18 protein-coding genes are annotated in these 20,439 nt (G+C 45.5%); 1 reads left to right on the top strand and 17 read right to left on the bottom strand.

Annotation, left to right across the window (positions count from 1 at the left end):
- Window positions 1-244: 244 nt before the first annotated feature.
- The 7 genes from ribA to A3762_RS06560 form a co-directional block, all read right to left on the bottom strand.
- A complete protein-coding gene (gene ribA / locus A3762_RS06590) occupies window positions 245-850 on the bottom strand; it encodes a GTP cyclohydrolase II (protein ID WP_068477412.1) in 606 nt (201 codons plus the stop codon).
- 65 nt (window positions 851-915) lie between these two features.
- Window positions 916-1,932, bottom strand: coding sequence for a GTP 3',8-cyclase MoaA (gene moaA / locus A3762_RS06585; protein WP_068477414.1), 1,017 nt, complete (start codon window positions 1,930-1,932; stop codon window positions 916-918).
- 56 nt (window positions 1,933-1,988) lie between these two features.
- Window positions 1,989-2,477, bottom strand: a complete 489-nt coding sequence (moaC, locus tag A3762_RS06580) for a cyclic pyranopterin monophosphate synthase MoaC (protein WP_068754600.1) — start codon at window positions 2,475-2,477, stop codon at window positions 1,989-1,991.
- Window positions 2,477-3,445: a Nudix family hydrolase gene (locus A3762_RS06575; protein ID WP_068754598.1), complete on the bottom strand. Its 969-nt coding sequence runs from the start codon at window positions 3,443-3,445 to the stop codon at window positions 2,477-2,479. The genes moaC and A3762_RS06575 overlap by 1 nt, the downstream gene beginning before the upstream one ends.
- Before the next feature lie 3 nt (window positions 3,446-3,448).
- Window positions 3,449-4,678 carry a bifunctional glutamate N-acetyltransferase/amino-acid acetyltransferase ArgJ gene (gene argJ / locus A3762_RS06570; protein ID WP_068754595.1) on the bottom strand — a complete coding sequence of 410 codons (1,230 nt, stop codon included), beginning with the start codon at window positions 4,676-4,678 and terminating at the stop codon, window positions 3,449-3,451.
- A gap of 17 nt (window positions 4,679-4,695) precedes the next feature.
- Window positions 4,696-7,428, bottom strand: coding sequence for a preprotein translocase subunit SecA (secA, locus tag A3762_RS06565; protein ID WP_068754593.1), 2,733 nt, complete (start codon window positions 7,426-7,428; stop codon window positions 4,696-4,698).
- Window positions 7,429-7,618: 190 nt separating this feature from the next.
- Window positions 7,619-8,560 carry a M23 family metallopeptidase gene (locus A3762_RS06560; RefSeq protein ID WP_068754591.1) on the bottom strand — a complete coding sequence of 314 codons (942 nt, stop codon included), beginning with the start codon at window positions 8,558-8,560 and terminating at the stop codon, window positions 7,619-7,621.
- An 82-nt stretch (window positions 8,561-8,642) separates the two neighbouring features.
- On the opposite strand from A3762_RS06560, the gene A3762_RS06555 reads away from it, so the two are divergent.
- Window positions 8,643-9,092 carry a DciA family protein gene (locus A3762_RS06555; RefSeq protein WP_068754588.1) on the top strand — a complete coding sequence of 150 codons (450 nt, stop codon included), beginning with the start codon at window positions 8,643-8,645 and terminating at the stop codon, window positions 9,090-9,092.
- A gap of 7 nt (window positions 9,093-9,099) precedes the next feature.
- Here the strand turns inward: A3762_RS06555 and lpxC are convergent, their stop codons facing one another.
- From lpxC to mraY, 10 genes are all read right to left on the bottom strand, one after another.
- The gene (gene lpxC, locus A3762_RS06550; RefSeq protein ID WP_068477424.1) at window positions 9,100-10,011 is read right to left on the bottom strand and encodes a UDP-3-O-acyl-N-acetylglucosamine deacetylase; all 912 of its coding nucleotides are present in this window, start codon (window positions 10,009-10,011) and stop codon (window positions 9,100-9,102) included.
- Between the two features lie 141 nt (window positions 10,012-10,152).
- On the bottom strand, window positions 10,153-11,319 hold the full coding sequence (ftsZ, locus tag A3762_RS06545; RefSeq protein ID WP_068754586.1) for a cell division protein FtsZ: 1,167 nt from the start codon (window positions 11,317-11,319) through the stop codon (window positions 10,153-10,155).
- Window positions 11,320-11,379: 60 nt separating this feature from the next.
- Entirely contained in the window at window positions 11,380-12,615 is a 1,236-nt protein-coding gene (gene ftsA / locus A3762_RS06540; protein WP_068477427.1) for a cell division protein FtsA, read from the bottom strand.
- A 26-nt stretch (window positions 12,616-12,641) separates the two neighbouring features.
- Window positions 12,642-13,472, bottom strand: coding sequence for a cell division protein FtsQ/DivIB (locus tag A3762_RS06535; protein ID WP_068501891.1), 831 nt, complete (start codon window positions 13,470-13,472; stop codon window positions 12,642-12,644).
- Entirely contained in the window at window positions 13,469-14,428 is a 960-nt protein-coding gene (locus tag A3762_RS06530; RefSeq protein ID WP_068754584.1) for a D-alanine--D-alanine ligase, read from the bottom strand. The genes A3762_RS06535 and A3762_RS06530 overlap by 4 nt, the downstream gene beginning before the upstream one ends.
- Window positions 14,425-15,825, bottom strand: a complete 1,401-nt coding sequence (gene murC / locus A3762_RS06525) for a UDP-N-acetylmuramate--L-alanine ligase (RefSeq protein WP_068754602.1) — start codon at window positions 15,823-15,825, stop codon at window positions 14,425-14,427. The genes A3762_RS06530 and murC overlap by 4 nt, the downstream gene beginning before the upstream one ends.
- A 34-nt stretch (window positions 15,826-15,859) precedes the next feature.
- Window positions 15,860-16,939 (bottom strand): undecaprenyldiphospho-muramoylpentapeptide beta-N-acetylglucosaminyltransferase, encoded by a 1,080-nt coding sequence (gene murG, locus A3762_RS06520; protein WP_068754582.1) that lies wholly within the window; start codon window positions 16,937-16,939, stop codon window positions 15,860-15,862.
- Complete coding sequence (gene ftsW / locus A3762_RS06515) at window positions 16,936-18,099, bottom strand: putative lipid II flippase FtsW (RefSeq protein ID WP_068754580.1); 1,164 nt, start codon at window positions 18,097-18,099, stop codon at window positions 16,936-16,938. The genes murG and ftsW overlap by 4 nt, the downstream gene beginning before the upstream one ends.
- On the bottom strand, window positions 18,096-19,445 hold the full coding sequence (murD, locus tag A3762_RS06510) for a UDP-N-acetylmuramoyl-L-alanine--D-glutamate ligase (RefSeq protein WP_068754579.1): 1,350 nt from the start codon (window positions 19,443-19,445) through the stop codon (window positions 18,096-18,098). The genes ftsW and murD overlap by 4 nt, the downstream gene beginning before the upstream one ends.
- Window positions 19,446-19,449: 4 nt before the next feature.
- On the bottom strand, window positions 19,450-20,439 hold a 990-nt coding region (gene mraY / locus A3762_RS06505), incomplete at its 5' end, for a phospho-N-acetylmuramoyl-pentapeptide-transferase (protein WP_068754577.1).

The raw sequence follows: 20,439 nt of genomic DNA, 5'->3' as shown, positions 1-20,439 counted from the left end.
TCGAGAAACGGAATCAACACCCAAACATTACACTTGGGCTTGCCTGACGAGTTTGTAGATCATGGTAAGCCGGAAGACTTACTCGCACAATGCGGATTGGATGCCAAAGGCATAGAAGAAAGAATTCAACAGAAGCTAGATGCGCTTTAAATCCCAAACCTGAAAGCAAAACGCGCCATAAAATGTGGCGCGCAAACAAAAATTCAGGCTTTTATTAAGCTAGATAAAACACCATAGACACGCACTAGTCATCGTCTTGATGCGTTTTCAACCAGTGCCCTAACTTACTCGCCTTCGTATTTAAGTAACCATCGTTGTGAGGATTGCGTCCAACCTCTAAAGGCACACGCTCAACAACGTCAATACCAGCTTCAGTAAGCGCCTTTACCTTCCGTGGATTGTTGGTCATTAGTTTTAGTGACTGAACGCCAAGATGCTTCAGCATAGGGCCGCAAATACTGTAATCGCGCAAATCTGCTTCAAAACCAAGCTGCTCATTTGCTTCTACCGTATCCGCACCTTGATCTTGCAAATGGTACGCTCGAATCTTATTCAAAAGACCTATACCACGGCCTTCTTGACGCAAGTACATCAGCACACCGCGCCCTTCGTTTGCGATACTTTGGAGTGCCTGTTCTAACTGGTAGCCGCAATCACAGCGCATACTAAACAAACCATCACCAGTTAAGCACTCTGAGTGGGTTCGACCTAAAACGGGCTCTCCATTACCGACATCACCAAGACTCAAAATAACATGTTCTTGCCCTGATTCAATCTCTTCAAAACCATGCATATCAAACACAGCAAAAGGTGTTGGCAAACGACAACTTTCTACAAAACGAATGCTCACAAACAGTCCTCTAAAAAAATCGCCGCGGATTGTAGCACAAAAAACACTCTAGCTTGCAGCAAGTTCTAACCGCCTGTCGCATTCATGAAGCGTAAAATTTGAGGATCATAGTTAAGATCAAAATGATGACGTTCAGGTTTGAGATCTAAAGCCTTAATGATGGCAGTTTTCAAGGCGTCAATATCTCCGTTTGTTTGTCTAATCACCTGCTTCAGATCTGCAGAATGCTCATTACCAAGACACAACAATAGTCGACCTTCAGCCGTCACGCGAACACGATTACAGGCTGAGCAAAAGTTATTACTATGCGGAGAGATAAAACCAATTTTTGAGGAACTTCCAAGGACTTGCACATATCGCGAAGGACCATCAGTCGCCGAATTATCAACTTGCTCACTTAAAGGGTAATGACTCGCAATAATCTGTTTGAGCTCATCACTACTCACGAACTCTTCTTTACGTGAATGCTCGCTGATTGCACCTAAGGGCATCTCTTCAATAAAACTCAGATGAAGCCCCTCTTTTACAGCGAAATCTACGAGAGGAATGACCTCATCAACGTTCCTACCTTTAAGTATGACTGCATTGAGCTTTATATTGTCGAAACCCGTTTTTTTTGCGGCCTGAATGCCGTCAAGCACTGTTTGCAAATCACCTGTACGAGTAAGTTTTTTAAATTTATCGGGATCTAAGCTATCCAGACTAATGTTCAACCGGCCTAGACCCGCTTCTCTTAATTCAGGAGCCAAACGCGCCAACTGAGAGCCGTTGGTAGTCATGACTAATTCTTGCAAACCATCGATCGACGCGATGTTTTTGCATAATTCCACGACACCACTGCGAACAAGGGGCTCTCCACCTGTTAAACGGATCTTCTGAACGCCAAGCTCAACAAACGCACGCGCAAGAAGGTGCATTTCTTCAAGACTCAAGACTTCACTGCGTGGAACAAATGTCATCTCTTCATCCATGCAGTAAACACAGCGAAAATCACAACGGTCAGTAACTGACAAACGCAAATAGTTAATCTTTCGTCCAAAAGGATCAACTAGCGCTGTATTCGTTTGATTAGTCTGAGTCATAGATTGTCTCTAGTTTCGAACCGTCGTGTGTTTTAATGCCATTACTGGCAGTGCATTTAATTGTCTGCGTAGTAACTGCCGCTCTTACCGCCATGCTTTTCTAACAATCGAACGCCATTAACTTGCATCGCTTTATCAACAGCTTTACACATGTCATAAACAGTCAGCGCAGCAACGCTAACAGCTGTCAACGCTTCCATCTCAACACCTGTCTGCGCATTCAACTTACATGTACTAACAATGCGTAAGCGCGCCGAATCGTTGACGTCTTGCGGCTCAAAATCAATGCTCACAGCACTTAAATTTAAACCATGGCACAAGGGGATAAGTTCAGAACACTTTTTAGCTGCCATAATACCTGCAACTCGGCACACTGCTAACACATCGCCCTTTTCAATCTGATCACTCAATATCAATGATAAGGTTGAAGGCTTCATGTCAACATAAGCCTCTGCAATAGCAATACGTCCAGTTATTGCCTTCCCCGACACATCAACCATATGCGCATTACCTGATTCATTGACATGCGTTAGTTTATTTTCCATTAACGCGTTCCCTCTATAATCGTTTGCCATGTGCTGATACCAGCAATGCCCTGTCCGCCAGCACGAATTACCTCACCCAATTGCTCATCTCTCATTCCGCCAAGCGCATACACGGGAATATTGCACCCCTCTAACAAGGCTTCAAAATTAGCTAACCCTAATGGTTCTGCATCTGGGTGTGATTGTGTCCGTTGAACCGGCGACAATAGAGCATAGTTTGCACCAACACTCTCTGCCAATGCTAATTCAGATTTTGAATGGCATGAAACACCAAACAAATATGGAAGGCTATAGCCCTCATGCTTAGCCTGCCGCGCCTGCTCCGCGTTCAAATGCCAAGCATCTCCAGGAAGAGAAGCCATGACGCTTAACGTTCTATTCCACACCAAACGAACATTTGGAAATTGTTGGTATAACTTGCTAGCCCACGAAATATAAAGCTCATCGTTAAGATGATGTTGTCGCAACTGTATAAGATCAAAACCCTTGGATTCTGCTTGTGATAGATATGAAGCTAGATCTTCATAGCAATCAAATTGAGGCGTAATAAGATAACGACGCCCCAAACAAACCGCGTCAATAATCGGCTTGTTCGCTTCTGGGAAATCTAAGTCTGAAAGAGCGGTTGGAGACACCCATTGCAAAGGCTGGCCTTCACACCCACGCGCATCTCCTTCAAAGCCATCAACATTCCAAACATCGAGGAAAACGTGCTTTTCGCTATAGTCGTGACGAATTTGAATTAAAGGAGAGATATCAGACCTGATATCTATTCCAAGCTCTTCGTTTAATTCTCGCTTAAGAGCTTGTTGAACCGTCTCGTAAGATTCGACTTTCCCGCCGGGAAATTCCCAGAGGCCGCCTTGATGAGCATCGTCAGCACGCTTACTGATCAAGATATTAGCACCGTGCTTTGAGGGTTGCCGAATTACCGCAACCGCGACATGAACACGTTTAGTGCCCGACATACCTTAGGTTCTATATTCCGCGTTGATAGTGACGTATTGATGAGACAAGTCAGTTGTCCATACTGTCTCATTAGCTGAGCCTCGGTTCAGAACAAGTCTGATAAGAATCTCTTCTTGATCCATGATCGCTTGTCCTTTCTCTTCAGAATAACTCTGAGCACGCCCCCCATTCTCAACCAACAATACGTCACCCAAATAAATCTGGACCTTATCAAGATCCAAGTTATCAATAGGCGCACGTCCTAACGCGGCCAAAATACGTCCCCAGTTTGGATCACTCGCAAACAGGGCGGTTTTAACGAGAGGAGAATGAGCAATGGTATAGGCTAAATCGAGAGCTTCATTAGCACTGTTCGCCTGCTCAACCTGAATAGTGACAAACTTAGTAGCACCTTCGCCATCGCGAACAATCGCGTGAGCAAGTTCAAGATAGATATCTGACAAAGCAGTTTTGAAGGATGCGTAATCAGCATCGTTTTTTGATATTTCAACATCCATCGCTTGGCCAGTCGCAATCAACATACAAGCATCATTTGTCGAAGTATCACCATCAATAGTAATGCGATTGAAAGACCGATCCGCCAACTCAGAAGAAAGTTCGTTTAAGAGATCTTGCGGAAGCTTAGCGTCTGTCGAGATAAAACAAAGCATCGTCGCCATATTCGGCTTAATCATGCCAGCGCCTTTGCTAATACCGTTAATGGTCACGGTTTTGCCAGCATATTCTAGCTGAACAGAAGCGCCTTTTGGGCGCGTATCTGTTGTCATAATGCCAAGGCCTGCATCATGCCAAGCCTTATCATTCAAAGCGTTTTTTAATGATGGCGCAGCGGTACAAATTCGATCTTCAGCAAGCTTTTCACCAATCACACCTGTCGAAAATGGCAGTACCTGCTCAGCACTATAAGAAAACTGTTCGGCAATCGCTTCACAACATGCCTGCGCATCAATAAAACCTTGCTCACCTGTGCCCGCGTTCGCGTTACCTGTATTGATTAAAAGGCTAAATGGCTGGTCTTGCTGCTGAATAATCGATAAGTGCTTTTTAGCGATATGAACCGGCGCTGCACAAAATGCATTCTTGGTGAACACACCTGCAACACGAGAACCCGCTTCAGCAGAAAATAGAACGAGATCTTTTCGATCTGCGTATCTGACACCCGCTTCAACCACACCAATCTTTAGTCCTTTGATTGGAGGCATTTCAGGAAAAAAATCAGCACCTACAGCCATAACACTTCCTCAACAACTCAAGACGTAATGCGGCCGTGGCATTGCTTATATTTTTTACCTGAACCACATGGGCAAGGTTCGTTACGACCAACTTTACGACCATCACGCGTCATAGGCTCAGCCTTAGACTCTTCAGATTGATTTGATTCCTCTTCCGAACCAGGAGCAGCATCATGCTGCGTTTGTGCTGCACCTAATTGACGAGCAAGCTCTTCGCGACGCTGACGCTCAATCTCAGCAAGCTCTTCTTCGGACTGAATACGAACATGACTTGTTACCTTTACAACCTCATGCTTCAAGCGCCCAAGCATATCTTGGAACATCTCAAATGCTTCACGCTTATACTCTTGCTTAGGATTCTTTTGCGCATAGCTACGTAAATGAATGCCTTGGCGTAAGTGGTCCATTGACGCCAAATGTTCTTTCCATAAAGTATCAAGAATATGTAAAAAGACCTGCTTTTCAAAAGCACGCATTGACTCTGAGCCAGCGGTCCCTTCTTTTTCTTTGTACTTAGCAACAACCGCTTCAAGAATCTTCTCTCGCAATGGTTCTTCGTGCAGATTGTCATCAGCCTTCAACCATTCTTGAACGGGTAACTCGATTGCAAATTCCGCTTTCAAGGCTTGTTCAAGACCAGGAATATTCCACATGTCTTCGATACTTTGCGGTGGAATAAAATCACTCACAACCTCGTTCACGATCTCTTCACGAACCGCGCCGACGATATCACTAATATCATCGCGGGCCATTACCTCGTTACGCTGCTCATAGACAACTGTACGCTGATCGTTAGCAACATCATCATATTCAAGAAGCGCTTTACGAATATCAAAGTTACGCCCTTCGACTTTACGTTGCGCCTTCTCAATCGCGTTACTAACCATCTTATGTTCAATCGCTTCGCCCTTATCCATACCTAATGCTTGCATGATGTTGCGAACACGATCTGAAGCAAACAAACGCATTAAGTTATCTTCTAAAGACAAGAAGAAACGCGTACTACCTGGATCACCCTGACGGCCAGCACGACCACGTAACTGATTATCGATACGGCGAGATTCGTGTCGCTCAGTACCAAGTATGTGTAAACCACCAGCCTCTTTCACGGCTTCGTTACGTGCTTTCCACTCTACTTTAATCTTTTCAATTTTTGTGTCATCAGGGTTTTTGAGCGCTTTGACTTCAGCTTCCCAGTTACCACCAAGAACGATATCGGTACCACGGCCCGCCATGTTGGTCGCTATCGTGACCGTACCTGGAAGACCTGCTTGCGCAACGATCTGAGCTTCTTGAGCATGATGCTTTGCGTTCAGAACGCTATGTTTAATACCTGCTTTTTTCAGCAAACCTGACAAATATTCAGACGACTCAATACTCGCTGTGCCAACAAGTACTGGGCGTTGGGCTGCAACAACTGCTTTAACTTCATCAATAATTGCTTGGAATTTTTCTTCCTGCGTTAAATAAACAAGATCGTTATGATCAATACGAGCAATAGTTTTATTCGTTGGAATAACAACCACGTCTAGCCCGTATATTTGATTAAATTCGTACGCTTCGGTATCCGCCGTACCAGTCATACCAGCAAGCTTGTCGTAAATACGGAAGAAGTTCTGGAAGGTAGTAGATGCGAGAGTTTGGCTCTCTGCTTGAATCGCTAAGCCTTCTTTCGCCTCAATCGCCTGATGAAGCCCTTCGCCCCATCGACGACCTGCCATCGTACGGCCGGTATGTTCATCGATAATCACGATTTGCTTGTCTTGAATGATGTAATCAACATCTTTGTGATACAGATGTTGGGCACGTAATGCCGATGAAGTGTGATGAAGCAGAACAAGGTTACCAGGCGCATAAAGGCTATCACCTTCTTGCAACAAGCCGTGCTCAATAAACACTGATTCTAGATAACTTAAACCAGATTCAGTGAGTTCAGCACTCTTCGCTTTTTCATCAAGAATGAAGTGACCGTCATCTAACGGCTTCCCATCTTCACCGACTTCCGCTTTCTTCAATAGCGGGATGATTCCTTTAATTGCTTTGTATAGCTTTGAGCTGTCCTGGGCAGGGCCTGAAATAACAAGAGGTGTTCTCGCCTCATCGATAAGGATCGAGTCAACCTCATCAACAATCGCGAAGTTTAAACCACGCTGCGCTTTTGTTTCGGCACTAAACGCCATGTTATCGCGCAAATAGTCAAACCCAAATTCGTTGTTAGTCCCATAGGTGATATCACACTGATAAGCTGCTTTCTTTTCTGCAGGCTCTTGACCGCCATATACAACCCCAACACTTAAACCTAAGAAGTTATATAGAGGTTCCATCCACTTAGAGTCACGTTTTGCTAAGTAGTCGTTAACCGTTACAACATGGACGCCTTCGCCAGAAAGAGCATTCAAATACACAGGCAAGGTCGCTACTAGCGTTTTACCTTCACCTGTACGCATCTCAGCAATTTTGCCCTGATGGAGTGTCATGCCGCCAATCAGCTGCACATCAAAATGACGCATTTGCATGACACGCTTACCGGCTTCACGAGCAACTGCAAACGCTTCAGGCAAAAGCTTGTCTAGTAATTCACCGTTAGCTACCCGCTCCTTAAACTCGGTAGTTTTCGCTTTAAGCGCATCATCACTCAATGACGACATGGATTCTTCTAGTGCGTTGATTTGAGCAACGACTTTGCCCATGCGTTTAAGCTCACGCTTATTCTTACTTCCGAAAAGCTTGGTTAGTGCCGATGAAAACATAAGATTCTACTGTGTTATTAATTCGTATTATGGATATTTGAAGGTATAGATGTGAGGCCAAGTTTATTAAACTCAAGGCGAAATACATCTCGGCTATCGCACCGAGCATTCTAAGGTATAAAGAGGGATAGGCAAACCCTTCGAGGGCTATGTGCTAATTAAGTCATGTTTATTGTTGATTTAGACTTTACTAACCACGATTTGCACGATGAATAAATTTCTTAGGATTTTCTGTGCGGCCATTTTTCAACACTTCGTAATGCACATGTGGACCAGTTGAACGACCGGTACTTCCCATCTTAGCAATCACTTGGCCTTTCTCGATAACCTCGCCAACACTAACCAGTAACTCTTTACAGTGTGCATAGCGTGTCGAGTAACCATTACCATGATTCACTTCAACTAAGTTGCCATAACCGTATCGATCGCCTGACCAAGTCACCACACCAGCAGCAACAGAAATGATATCGCTGCCGTCCTTCCCTGCGAAATCAACACCTGCATGCCAAGTCCGCTTTCCAGTAAAGGGATCACTACGATAACCATATGGTGAAGACATCCAACCCCACTTAATTGGGCGACCAGCAATAAAGACCTGGTTTGCGATATCCTTTTGCTGGAAAAGCTGTTCCATAATCGCTAGTTGCTGCTCGCGATCAGAAATGGTTTGAGAAAGGTTTGATAATTCCGTTTCAAAACCTTGAACGGTATAAGACTCGGAATATTCGCTTGGGATAGGGCCACCAACTGAAGGTTGTGACTCAAAGTCGAATTCACCATTTTCTAGTTTAGCAACATCCGTTAAACGCTGACCTAAGGCATCTAATCGATAAAGCCTCGCCTGCATATCACCCATTTTAAGAGTCAATGCATCCAAACGTTGACGACTTTGCTCCTGCAATTGTTTTAACTCAGCCTTCTGTTCGGCAAGTGTTGCAGCCCAAGCTGCTTTGACGCGCGCATCCACAAGCCCGTCTTGTTCCCCATAATAGCTATGTGCGAGATAGAGGCCTGAACCAAAGAGCGCTAAAGCAAATAGACAGAACCCTGCACCCAACATCGCCACCGAACCTGACCCAAGCTTCAGGCTTCGCGATTGACCATGGCGCTTTCCAACAATAATAATATTCATGCTAAGAAATAATTGCTTAAACTTAATTCTGAAAGTATAACCTGTAGCCGACAGGATACCTAACTTCAATAGAATTAAATCAATGCCTTATAAACCGCAACCCAAACATAAACGCCTCAGCGATGTATTGAGTCACGAGCGTACATTTAAAAAATCGCGGGCATTGAAGCAAATACTAGCCCAAGCGTCGCACCATGATTCCATCGAAGATCGTTTAGATGAATGCTTGCCAGAATTATTACGAGGCGAGTTGATTGTTGCAGGAATCGAAGACCAGTGTTTAATTTTGCATTGTCGCTCAGCAGCGATTGCAACACGCTTTCGCTTTGAGCAAGACAAAACACTTAAAGCACTTCAAATGCGTGTTGGCGCCTCGAGAGTTCAAAGCATTAAAATACAAATAAGACCGTTTACGAAAAAGAAAACGTACAACAAGATGGTGAAGTTGAAAGATCGACCAGAACTTAACAACAAGACCACTGAACAGCGGCTAGATGAGGCATTAGAGCGACTAAACAGTCGCTCTAATTAATGGAAAGTTAAGCGGCAAGCACCGGTTTCATGTAGGAGATAGGAGCCGTGCTCGCGTCTTCATAAGTTTGAACTTCCCACGCATCAGTTTCTTTAATCAACTTGCGTAGCAATTTATTGTTCAAGTCATGCCCTGACTTATTACCAATAAATTCGCCGATTAAGCTATTACCAAGTAAATAAAGATCACCGATCGCATCAAGTATTTTATGCTTAACGAACTCATCGTCATAACGCAAACCGTCTTCGTTAAGAACACCGTCATCGTCTACAACGATCGCATTATCAACACTACCTCCGAGAGCAAGATTCATAGAACGTAAGCGTTCAATATCTTGCATAAATCCGAAAGTTCTAGCTCGACTTACTTCTTTCACAAAAGATGTGCTAGAGAAATCGATGCTCGCTTGCTGACTACGCGTTTTGAAAACTGGGTGGTCAAAGTCGATAGAAAAACCAACCTTAAAGCCCTCGAAAGGAACAAAAGTCGCTACCTTGCCATCTTCTTCAACCGTAACTTCACGAGTAATGCGAATAAACTTCTTTGCAGCATCTTGTTCTTGAATTCCGGCGGACTGAATCAAGAAAACAAAAGGCCCCGCGGAGCCATCCATAATAGGCACTTCTTCTGAGCTCAATTCGATACGACAATTATCGATACCGAGGCCAGCCATCGCTGATAGCAAATGCTCTACCGTTGCTACTTTTACGCCATTTTTAACTAGCGTAGTAGATAGCATGGTCTCACCAACATTCTCTGCGCGAGCGACTATTTCCACATTTGGTTCCAGATCCGTACGGATGAAAACAATGCCAGAGTCGATCGGTGCGGGCTTCAAGGTCAAATATACCTTCTTACCTGAATGCAAGCCCACGCCCGTTGCGCGAATAGTGTTTTTGAGTGTGCGTTGTCTAATCATATGCGTACTTAAAATCGCCTATTGTATATTCCTATTGTTGGCCCTCTGGCCAAAAAAACAGGCGCATACTAACAGATGACCACTTGTTTCCCAAGCAGATTGTCTAAAGTGTCGTTAAGCTGTCATATTTGAAGCGTAGCCTTAGTCGGCTTGTCTTCTCAAAAATGCAGGGATATCAAGATAGTCGACACTCGGAGCCGGCGCCACATCTTGACTTACCGCCGCGTTACCCTGAGTTTCGGCAACTGCGCGACGACGACTCACTGCTGGGCGATCCAACTTGTTGTAGTCTGTTTTACCATCCACTGCTTTAGGCGCAGTATTATCGACAACCTTCACAGGCTTATCAGCAACACTTGAAAGACCTGTTGCAACAACAGTCACTTTAAGCTCTTCGGTCATCTCATTATCAATAACCGTACCTACAACCACTGTTGCTGATTCCGACGCAAATTCTTCAACGATGCTACCTACCTCTGAGAACTCACCTAAGTTCAAATCAAGACCTGCAGTAATATTCACTAGAATACCGCGCGCACCTTGAAGGTTAATGTCTTCTAATAGCGGACTGCGAATAGCTGCTTCGGCTGCTTCACGTGCACGATTTTCACCTGACGCAGTACCTGTGCCCATCATCGCCATGCCCATTTCAGACATAACAGTTTTCACGTCTGCAAAGTCAACGTTGATCATACCAGGGCGAATAATCAAATCCGCAATACCCTGAACGGCACCCTGCAACACGTCATTTGCAGCACCAAACGCATCAAGCAAACTTGTATTTTTACCAAGAACGGCAAGTAACTTTTCATTAGGGATGGTGATCAGAGAGTCTACGTTTTCAGCAAGTTCTGCTAAACCCGCGTCTGCGATCTTCATTCGCTTACTACCTTCAAATGGGAACGGCTTAGTCACAACAGCAACCGTTAAAATTCCCATATCACGAGCAACCTCTGCCACAATCGGCGCACCACCAGTACCAGTACCACCTCCCATTCCGGCAGTGATGAAAACCATGTCAGCGCCTTTTAAAGACTCTGCAATACGCTCACGATCTTCTAAGGCCGCTTGCTTACCCACTTCTGGGTTAGCGCCTGCACCAAGACCTTTTGTTATGGTACTGCCTAACTGAATAATAGATTTCGCATCAAGGTCTTTAAGTGCTTGCGCATCTGTGTTCGCACACAGAAACTCAACACCATCAACATCGCCAGTCAGCATGTGTCGAACAGCGTTACCGCCGCCTCCGCCAACACCTACGACCTTGATCACCGCGTTTTGCGATATATTCTCAACAATCTCGAACATCACCCTATCTCCTAATTATAATTTTTCAATCTGCTAGTTGTTTCTAATACTTTTTTAGTTTTAAAAATTACCGGTAAACCAGTTTTTAAGCTTACTCACTACCCCTTCCGCCGGAGCTGATTTAGTACCCGGAATGGCACCTGCTTCTTTCTGATTCAACCCGTAAATAAGTAACCCAACACCTGTTGCATACATTGGGTTGTTTACTACATCGGACAATCCTGTCACTTTTTGTGGACTTGCTAAGCGCACAGGCATATGGAAAATTTCCTCTGCCAATTCCACAACACCCTCCATTTTTGATGTGCCGCCGGTCAATACAACGCCTGCGGCAACCAAATCTTCAAAACCACTCCGTCTCAATTCTTGTTGAACAAGAGTGAATAATTCGTCATAACGCGGCTCAACAACCTCCGCCAATGCTTGGCGAGATAAATCTCGCGGAGGACGATCCCCAACCGAAGGCACTTTGATCGTGTCACCCTCTCCCGCTAACTGCGTAAGCGCGCAGGCATACTTAATTTTTATCTCTTCAGCATTCTGAGTCGGAGTTCGTAATGCCATCGCGATATCATTAGTAACCTGATCACCCGCGATCGGTATAACGGCAGTGTGGCGAATCGAACCACCCGTGAATATCGCCATATCGGTCGTACCTCCGCCGATATCTACAACACAAACGCCTAGCTCTTTTTCATCATCCGTTAACACTGCATAGGCGGACGCCAATTGCTCAAGAATAATGTCATCGACATCTAGGTCGCACTGCTGAACACACTTCTCAATGTTCTGTGAGGCATTCACTGCACATGTAACAAGATGCACTTTTGCTTCTAAACGCACCCCCGACATTCCAAGCGGCTCTTTGATGCCCTCTTGGCTATCGATAACGTATTCTTGTGGCAATATGTGCAACACTTTTTGATCTGCAGGAATCGCTACGGCTTGTGCTGCGTCGATCACGCGATCGATATCCGCCTGCACCACTTCCCGGTCTTTCACAGCGACAATGCCATGTGAATTCAGACTCTTAATATGACTCCCCGCAATGCCAGCGTAGACAGAATGAATATTACAACCTGCCATTAATTCTGCTTCTTCTACTGCTCTCTGAATGGCATTCACTGTCGTTTCAATGTTTACGACTACACCACGTTTAAGGCCACGCGAAGGATGAGATCCAATACCCACGATCTCAACACTCCCGTCTTCGCCACGCTTACCCACGATCGCGACGACCTTCGAAGTGCCGATGTCTAACCCTACGGTCAAGCTGTCATCGAAGTTGCTTGCCATTTCTTTATCCCACAGTTCGTTATATTTTATTGGTGCACTGGGTTACCGCTGTATTGATAACCTGATGCGACTTCCAATTCTTTCCAGCGCACAGAAACACCGTTGGTGTATCGTGCATCTAATCTTTCTACCGCTGCCTGCGCATCCACTTGCAAGCCTTGATAAACCTTTAACGCTCGCTCAAGGCGGTTCTCTGTTGTATCGGTACCAAGCTCAATCACCGGACCGTTCGCCAACCCTAAGCTCCATGCGCCACGCTCATTCAACACTAACTGGTCAGCACTAAGCCCCCACGCCATTAACTTGCTTTCAATGTCGGCCATGTAAGTAAGCATTTCTGTTCGTGTTCTTAAGCTTGCCGATTCAGGACCATTAAATAATGGACGGCCATCAGCTCGCTCAGTTGTTGAGGGAGTAAACACTTCCCCTTTGCTATTTAAGTAAGACTCATGCCCCCAGTTAGCCACGGCAATTTGCTCTTGAATTTGCACACCAACCGCACTTGGCCATTTACGATGAATCACTGCAGATTCAACCCATGCCAAGGCTTCTAATTCTTTTTGAATTTGCTGAATGTCAATCGAGAAAAAACTCTGCCCAATAAAAGGTTCGAGCACATTTGATACATCATGTTTACTCAACTCATTGAATGAACTAGACACCTCGAAATGCTCTATTGGCTGATCAACCACCCCAGCAATCTGATCGCTGAAATAGGCAAATATGACGACTGATACTGACAGCGCCGCCGCAACACAATAAGCCTTCCAAACACCCTGATTTGTCAATATTTGGCGTGTACTACTCGATTTTGCTTTCATATCCATTGTGGATTTACTCATGGTTGCCGCACTCACGCTAAGCCTCCAACATGCAAAGTTTGTTTTAATACTTCTGTTACCAACTCAGGCATTTCTATTCCTTTATGCCTTGCAGCCATAGGTATCAAACTATGATCAGTCATCCCTGGAATCGTATTCACTTCTAATAACCAAAACTTGCCATTTCGATCTTGCATCACGTCCACTCGACCCCAACCTTCACATCCCAAGGCATCGAATGCTTGTTGCGATAATGACGCAATGTGTTGCTCATCTTCTGGACTCAAACGACTTGGCAAAAAGTACTCAGTTTCATCAGATTTATACTTTGCCTCGTAGTCATAAAACGTCGCTGTCGTATTCAGACCAATAACTGGAAGAGTCTCTTCTCCTAAAATGCCGACTGTAAATTCTTTGCCATCTACCCACGCTTCAAGAATGACTTCTTGATCAAGCGCTAAGGCACTTTGTAAAGCGGCATCTAGCTGAGACTGCTCACTCACTTTTGATACACCAATTGACGAACCTTCTCTTGAGGGTTTCACCGCCATTGGAAATCCAATCAAGCTCACCAGCTGCACGACAAGCTTAGGGTTCATTTCGTCGACATATCCGAATGTTGGTGTCGGTAATTGGCGCCCTTGCCAAAGTAACTTGCTGCGCAATTTATCCATAGCTAACGCAGAGCCCATCACACCGCTTCCGGTATAAGGAATTCCAACTGCTTCAAGAACGCCTTGAATCACTCCGTCTTCGCCGCCACGGCCATGTAACGCTAGAAACACGCGGTCATAACCCTGCCCAATCAAAGCGTTAATATCACCTTGATAATCGACTAATTCTGCTTCGATTCCAGCCTCAAGTGCCGCGCGATAAACCGCTTCACCGCTATTGAGTGATACTTCGCGCTCGGCAGAACAACCCCCACAAACGACCGCTACTTTACCTAAAGACTCAACAAGGGCTGAATCTGCGATAAACGATGTTGTCATGCCCCCTCCTTCGCTTTAAATGACTGAGCAAGGCTCAGACTAATCTGTCCTACATTACCAGCACCTTGCGTTACTACGAGGTCGTTTTCATCTAAGAGATTTAAAAGCACAGATTCGAGCTCTTCCGTATCCTCGACATAGATCGGATCTAAGCCAGAACGCTGACGGATACTTCGACAAAGCGCGCGACTATCTGCTCCTGGAATTGGCTTTTCACCCGCGGCGTAAACATCCAACATGATCAGCACATCAACCTCTGACAGGACGCGTACGAAATCTTCATACAGGTCACTCGTTCGGCTATAACGGTGTGGTTGAAACACCATCACTAAACGTTTTTCAGGCCAACCATCGCGAATAGCTTTTATGGTCACGCCCACTTCACTCGGATGATGCCCATAGTCATCCACCAACATGAACGACTTCTCTTCAATCTGGAAATTACCTTGCAACTGGAAGCGACGTCCCACGCCTTGAAAATCTGCTAAAGCCGACAAGATTGCATCGTCAGCAACGCCTTCGTCTGTTGCAACAGCAATGGCTGCCAATGCATTAAGGACGTTGTGCTCACCTGGCATTTGCAAATCAACTTCTAAATCTGGCTTATCTCCCGCACGAATCGCCGTGAAACTCGTTAATTGTCCACTTTGTCTGACATTTTCGGCTCGCACATCTGCAGACTCATGAAAGCCATAGGTAATGACTGCACGTGAGATGGATGGAATTAACTCTTCGACGACTGGGTCATCTATACACATCACGGCGGTGCCATAGAACGGAAGATTGTGCAGAAAATCTACAAAGGTTTGCTTTAGCCGACCAAAGTCTCCGCCATAGGTATGCATATGATCTGCTTCGATGTTGGTGACGACAGAAACCATTGGGGTGAGATGTAAAAAAGACGCATCGCTCTCATCTGCTTCTGCAACAAGATATCTCGACCCGCCTAACTTCGCGTTTGTGCCGGCACTATTCAGACGCCCACCAATTACGAAAGTTGGATCCATACCACCAGCGCCAAGAATCGACGCGATCAAACTTGTTGTCGTTGTCTTACCATGCGTTCCGGCAATCGCGATACCATGACGATATCGCATTATTTCGGCCAACATCTCAGCGCGAGGCACAATCGGAATGCGCGCAGAGCGAGCTGCCATAATCTCAAGATTTTCTTCGTTGATAGCACTTGAGACAACAATGACATTCGCACCATCAACATTGCTTGCGCGATGGCCAATAAATACTTGTGTACCTAGGTTAGTTAAATGGCGTGTTGTCGCACTTTCTTGAATATCAGAACCGCTAATTTCATACCCTTGATTCAGCAATACTTCTGCAATACCACACATGCCAGAGCCGCCAATTCCGATAAAGTGAATTCGCTTAATTCTGCGCATTTCAGGTATTTCAATATTCTTAGTGATTGAAACTTCAGACACGAGCAAGCCTCCCACATTCTTCCGCTAAGTCTCGCGCTGCATTTGGTTTCGCAATACTAAGCGCGGCGGCTGCCATATTTCGCATCGAGTTTTGATCTTCGAATAGAGGAACCAATACCTTGTTTAATCTCTCAGCAGTCAAGTCAGATTGTGCAATCATATGCGCAGCACCTGCATCCACAGATGACTTCGCATTCAAAGTTTGATGGTCATCAACCGCATGCGGAAATGGAACGAACACTGCGCCCAAGCCCGCTGCAGCTAACTCAGAAACCGTGAGTGCCCCTGCTCTGCAAATAACAAGATCAGCCCATGAATAGGCATCTGCCATGTCGTCAATAAATTCTGTGGTTTTAGCTTGCACATCTAGTTGTTCGTACAACGATTGCGTCGCTTTTAGCTTACCTTTACCAGATTGATGGATTATTTCTGGGCGTGTGTTTTGATCTAGCAGAGCCATCGCCGCTGGTACGACTTCATTCAACTTCTGAGCACCTAAGCTACCACCTACAACCAATATGCGCGGTTGACGCGACGCATCCCATTTTTTGTCGTTACTAGACTGGTTCAACGCAACAATTTCTTCCCTAATCGGATTTCCAATTAGTGTTGCTCTCACGGCAGAACCAAAGCTATTTGGAAAAGCCTCATACACGGCTTTGGCTATCTTCGCCAAGATCCGATTCGTCATTCCCGCAACGGCATTTTGCTCATGAACGACCAATGGGCGACCAGACAATCTAGCTGCAAGGCCCCCAGGACCAGATGCAAATCCACCCATTCCCACGACCAAATGCGGCTTCACTTTATTGAGAACACCAAAAGCTTGAATTAAGGCATGCACCAAGTTGAATGGAGCCTTTAAAACAGCAAGCTTGCCTTTGCCTCTTAGCCCGCTCACGCTAATGCCATAAAAGGGTATGCCCTGTTTCTCAATGACCGACTGCTCGAAACCACCATTAGATCCAAGCCAAGCAACATTCGCCCCTTGCTCTTGTAACTTTCTAGCCGTTGCAAGAGCAGGAAATACATGACCACCTGTTCCGCCAGCCATCATCAAATACGTTTTCATGAAGACTCTCCTATTCTTGCATGGGGGGTTTCATGATGAACGCGCAACAAAATCGCGATAGCAGCAATGCTTATAATCAAACTACTTCCGCCATAACTCACCAAGGGCAAGGTCAAGCCCTTAGTTGGCAATAAGCCCATGTTCACGCCCAAGTTAATGCTTGCTTGAACGCCTAGTAGTATTGCGATGCCATATGAGAAATAAGCATGGAAAAGCAGCCCTGCTTTTTCAGCCACACGTGCAATTTTGAATGCGCGGTAAATCAACCACGAAAATAATGCGACGACGACTAAAGAACCAATCAGTCCGAATTCTTCCGCAAGAATAGCGAATACAAAATCGGTGTGAGCTTCTGGCAAATAAAACTGCTTCTGCAAGCTATTACCTAGCCCAACGCCAAGTATTTCACCTCTACCAAAAGCGATCAGAGATTGTGTTAACTGATAACCTGCACCAAATTGATCTGCCCACGGGTCGGTATAACCAATTAATCGCTCCATGCGATACGGTTGAGACCAAATCAAAGCCACTACGATTAATAAGCAGGCGACAACGAGAACACCGAATTGATGCAGCTTCGCACCACTCAAGAAAATCATTCCCATGAACGCAGCGCCTATTACGACGGTCGCCCCAAAATCAGGCTCGCTAAGCAAGAGGAAAGCCGCGATAGTGAGCACTAACATAGGCTTAGTAAAACCCCACCAAGACTGTCTGACTTCGTCATGACGTCGAACCAGGTATCCAGCTAGATATGCAACGAGCAATAACTTCGCAGGTTCAGAAGGCTGGATATTAATGCCACCTAAGCCGATCCAGCGTGTACTACCATTAACGGTTTTTCCGATTCCGGGTAACAACACTAGCGCTAACAAGAACAAAGAAGCGCCGAGTAAATAAAAGGCATGTTTCTGCCAGAAACTAATCGGCATCATGAACACAATCGCGCCTGCAACCAAGCCAATCAATGCAAAAGTTGCATGACGTGTAAAATAGAAGAATGGGTCATTATTTCGCACATCTGCAACATCAATAGAAGCAGACGCAATCATAATTAAACCGATCAAAAGAAGGCTTAAAGCCGAAATAATGAGCCCTTTGTCGATCATCATTCCAAACTGCAACTGCTGCTGATTTAACATTCCCGCATGAGTGCTCATAATTGGGCCACCTCATCCTTGAATGCTTGGCCACGCACTTCGAAATTCTTATACATATCGAAGCTTGCACATGCTGGCGAAAACAGCACTAAATCATTACTTTCTGCTGTATCGCTTGCCAACTGAACAGCCGCCCTCAGCGTATCTACAATCGTAACAGGAAGGATTGATTCAACGGCTTCAGCAATTACATTCGCATCGACCCCAAAAGCGATAACCGAGCGTGCAAACTCTGTGACAGGTTTTTTGAGCTCATGAAGTGTCGCGCCTTTGGCGTCACCGCCAGCGATTAATATAACCTTTCCACCATCCGCCAATTGCGGGCCATACCCAGCAATCGCTGCGGCCGTTGCGCCACCGTTAGTGCCTTTAGAGTCATTAATAAAGGTCACGCCATTAAGCTGTCTCACCCACTCACACCGATGCTCTAGACCTATGAAGTTTTTCAAGGCATTCAACATCGCATCAAATGGTAGGCCTGCCGCATACCCCATCGCGAGAGCCGCAAGTGCATTACTGTAGTTATGTTTGCCGGCGATCTTTAATTCTGAAACGTCAATGAGACTCTCAAAACTATGCATCAAGGTTGCGCCAAGGCGCTCATCTGAAAAACCAAATTTATTAAGATCTAAACTATTGAGGCCATAATGAAGGATCTTCATTCCTTGCGCTTGCAAGGGCTGGCTCAGCGCCTCATCGTCATTAACGACAACCGTTTTCGCGCCTCTAAAAATTCGTTGTTTAGCTTGTAGATAAGCCATTTTGCTGTCATAGCGATCCATATGATCTTCGCTAATATTCAGTAAACAAGCGACGTCGGCATTGAGTTTATTAACGAGCTCTAGTTGAAAACTAGACAACTCCATCACGTAAAGCTCAACGTCATCTTCGAGAAGATCTAATGCAGGAGTTCCTAAGTTACCGCCAACACGAACATTGATGCCCGCATTTGCAGCCATTTCTCCAACTAGGGTCGTAACCGTACTTTTACCGTTTGATCCTGTAATCGCGATCATTGGTGCATTTACATGTTCAGCAAACAGATCAATGTCACCGCGGACTGCTACGCCAGCGTCTTTAGCTTTTTGAATAGCAGGGTATTTCGGATCTAGACCAGGACTCAGAATCAGCTCTGAATAATTACATAAGGCATCATCAGCAATCTCTCCGAGTGAAATCGCCACATCTGGGTACATGTTTTTAACTTGGTCTAGGTTCGGCGGGTTTTGGCGGGTATCTGCCATGGAGAAAGACCGCCCAATTCGCTTTAAAAAGCGCGCACAAGATAGCCCGGTCTCACCAAGACCCAACACTAAACTATGCTTGTCAGAAGCAATCAAACTCATTCTCTTAACGTACCTTAAGTGTCGCTAAACCAATTAACACAAGAATTACAGTAATAATCCAAAAACGAACAATGACCCGCGGCTCAGGCCAACCTTTTAATTCAAAGTGGTGATGCAAAGGCGCCATGCGAAAGATTCGACGTCCGGTCAACTTGTACGAGGCCACTTGCAAGATTACGGAGATCGTTTCCATTACGAACACGCCACCCATAATGAACAATACGATCTCTTGTCGAACGATAACTGCCACCACTCCTAGAGCTGCACCTAAAGCCAAGGCGCCAACATCGCCCATAAAAACTTGTGCCGGATAGGTGTTGAACCACAAAAAGCCCAAACCGGCGCCGACCATCGCGCCACAAAATACAACGAGCTCACCGGAACCAGGGACAAAAGGAATATGCAGATAGTCTGCGAATACAGCATTACCAGATACATATGCGAAGATGCCCAACGCACCAGCGACTAGCACCGTTGGCATAATGGCTAAACCGTCTAACCCATCTGTTAAGTTCACCGCATTTGAGGTACCCACTAATACGAAATACGTCAGCACAATAAAGCCAGGGCCTAGATCAAAGATCACATCTTTGAATACTGGAATAATGAGCGCAGTTTCTTGCGGCAGTTCTGCTGTTAAATACAAGGCGAAAGCAGCAACAATCGCAGCAACAGATTGCCAGAAATATTTCCAACGAGCCGGAAGACCTTTTGAGTTTTTCTCGACCACTTTTCGATAATCGTCGACCCAACCGATCGCACCAAATGCAAGACAAACAAACAAAGTGATCCATACATAGCGATTACTAAGATCCGCCCATAACAACGTTGCAATGCCGATGGCTACGAGAATCAAGGCACCGCCCATTGTCGGCGTACCTGCTTTACTCAAGTGAGATTGCGGCCCATCGTCACGTACCGACTGACCAATCTGACGCGTTGTTAGCTTATTAATCATATGAGGGCCGACCCACAATGCGATCAATAGCGCTGT

The organism is Oleiphilus sp. HI0125 (assembly GCF_001635355.1).
The sequence above is the reverse complement of the archived record's forward strand: the minus strand, read 5'-3'. Positions and strand labels throughout refer to the sequence as shown.